This window comes from Mycobacterium sp. UM_Kg1, assembly GCF_000972925.1.
Classification (GTDB): domain Bacteria; phylum Actinomycetota; class Actinomycetes; order Mycobacteriales; family Mycobacteriaceae; genus Mycobacterium; species Mycobacterium hiberniae.
The window spans coordinates 1-553 of sequence record NZ_JRMK01000341.1; the positions used below are offsets into that span (position 1 = coordinate 1).

General features: G+C 75.2%; 1 pseudogene. It reads left to right on the forward strand.

Annotated elements, in window-relative coordinates:
• Nucleotides 1-553: pseudogene (locus tag LI92_RS24070) on the forward strand (hypothetical protein); the annotation flags it as partial.

A 553-nucleotide genomic window follows, 5' to 3' on the forward strand; every position in this document is an offset into this window, starting at 1 on the left:
CGACCGCGGGCACCCACGGTGCCGGTGGTGTTGGCGGTAAGGGCGGCTCGGGTACCGACGGTGCCACCGGTGGCGCCGGAGCGGCCGGGACCGCGGCCAACCCCGATGGTGGTGCCGGGACCAATGGCGGCAATGGTGGTAACGCCGGTGCCGGTGGCGCCGGTGGCCTCTCCGGTGGCGGGGTGGCGGCCGCCAACGGTGCCAACGGTTCGGCCGGTAAGGGCGGCAACGGTGGTGCCGGTGGCGCCGGCTACGACGCGGCCTCCGACCCCACTGCGGCGGCGGGTACCGCCGGTGGCAATGGTGGTGTCGGTGGTAACGCCGGCCTGGGTGGCCAGCTCGTCGGTGGCGGGCGGGCCGCTGACGGCACTGCCGGGGTTGGTGGTGCCGGTGGTGACGGTAAGGACGGCACCGCGGGTGCGGCCGGTACCGCGGGGGCGGTCAACGGTGGTACCGGCACCAATGGTGGTAACGGTGGTAACGGCGGCCTCGGTGGTCTGCAGGGCGACGGGGTGACCCGGGCGGCTTCGGGTGCCGGCGGTGACGGCGGCAA